At 57.6% G+C, this 1,721-nt stretch carries 1 protein-coding gene and 2 pseudogenes; all 3 read right to left on the minus strand.

The genetic code is table 11. From position 1 onward, the window contains the following. Nucleotides 1-103 (minus strand): annotated as a pseudogene (locus tag ACIOZM_RS31475) (GTP-binding protein); the annotation flags it as partial. Nucleotides 104-143: 40 nt separating this feature from the next. Next, nucleotides 144-1,433 carry a histidine--tRNA ligase gene (gene hisS / locus ACIOZM_RS31480; protein ID WP_401221521.1) on the minus strand — a complete coding sequence of 430 codons (1,290 nt, stop codon included), beginning with the start codon at nt 1,431-1,433 and terminating at the stop codon, nt 144-146. Nucleotides 1,434-1,470: 37 nt separating this feature from the next. Next, nucleotides 1,471-1,659: pseudogene (locus tag ACIOZM_RS31485) on the minus strand (4-hydroxy-3-methylbut-2-en-1-yl diphosphate synthase); the annotation flags it as partial. Between the last annotated feature and the right edge of the window lie 62 nt (nt 1,660-1,721).

Genomic DNA, 1,721 nt, shown 5'->3' on the forward strand with positions numbered 1-1,721 from the left:
ACACGATGACCAGCGCCAACAGGCCGCCGGTGACCAGAGGTTTGCCGTTGCGTGTCCACCAGTCCTTCAAATCCGCCAACTGTTCGTCTTCGGTACTCGACACCCCAATACTCCTTAATCGCTAATTCGGCTGTTTGACAGCTTCAACCCTGCACGACGCAGGTGGCCAGGTGCGCAGCGAGTGCATCCCAGGCAATGCTTTGTTGTTCGCCCTGGCCACGCAGGGGTTTGAAACCTACCACTTGCTGGGCCATTTCGTCGTCACCGAGGATCAGTGCGTACAGCGCACCGCTCTTGTCGGCTTTCTTGAACTGGCTTTTGAAGCTGCCGGCGCCGGCATTGACTTGCAGGCGCAGGTTTGGAAGTAGATCGCGTACACGTTCAGCCAGAGCCAGACCGGCCAGTTCAGCCTCTTCGCCGAAAGCGCAGAGGTAGACATCGACCTGACGGGAGATTTCTTCCGGGATCTGCTCAAGGGTTTCGAGCATCAACACCAGACGCTCGATACCCATGGCGAAACCGACGCCGGAGGTAGGCTTGCCGCCCATCTGCTCAACCAGACCGTCGTAACGACCGCCCGCGCAGACAGTGCCCTGGGCACCGAGTTTGTCGGTGACCCATTCGAAAACGGTTTTGCTGTAGTAATCCAGACCGCGAACCAGCTTGGGGTTCAGGACGTAAGGAATGCCGACGGCATCCAGACGCGCCTTGAGGCCTTCGAAGTGCACACGAGACTCGTCGTCGAGGTAGTCGGCCATTTTCGGCGCATCAACCAGCACAGCCTGCGTGTCGGCATTTTTGGTGTCGAGCACGCGCAGCGGGTTGGTTTTCAGGCGACGCTGGCTGTCTTCGTCCAGTTTTTCGTGGTGCGCCGAGAGGTACTCGACCAGCGCATCACGATAACGGGCACGGGACTCGCTGGTGCCGAGGCTGTTCAGCTCAAGCTTGACCGCATCACGGATACCCAGCTCGCCCCACAGGCGCCAGGTCATCACGATCAGCTCGGCATCAATATCCGGGCCGTCGAGGTTGAACACTTCCAGACCGATCTGGTGGAACTGGCGATAACGGCCTTTCTGCGGACGCTCGTGACGGAACATCGGGCCGATGTACCAGAGCTTCTGGACTTGGCCACCACCGGTGATGCCGTGTTCAAGCACTGCACGCACGCAGGCCGCGGTGCCTTCCGGACGCAGGGTCAGGGAGTCGCCGTTGCGGTCTTCGAAGGTGTACATCTCTTTTTCGACGATGTCGGTGACTTCGCCGATCGAACGCTTGAACAGATCGGTGAACTCAACGATCGGCATGCGGATCTGCTTGTAACCGTAGTTATCCAGCAGACGCGAGACGGTGCCTTCGAAATAACGCCACAGCGGGGTCTGTTCGGGCAGGATGTCGTTCATGCCACGAATGGCTTGCAATGACTTACTCACAATAAATCCTTAAATTCGTTCGGCTCTGCAGTCAGGGTCAGCCGCGCGCGATTACCGCTGCGTCAGCTTCGACCTTCTCGGCCGCTTTCTGGCGGATCAAGCGTTCAAGCTCATCCACCAGATTGTCATTCGTCAGTTTCTGCGCCGGCTTGCCGTCGATGTAAATCAGGTTTGGCGTACCGCCAGTCAAGCCGATATGGGCTTCCTTGGCTTCGCCGGGGTAGTTTTAAAGTAATACGATAAGTGTGAAATCCAGTGTCAGCTTGAGTTCTTGTATGCGGTATTATT

Source organism: Pseudomonas sp. NPDC087346, assembly GCF_044744235.1.
Taxonomy (GTDB): Bacteria; Pseudomonadota; Gammaproteobacteria; order Pseudomonadales; family Pseudomonadaceae; genus Aquipseudomonas.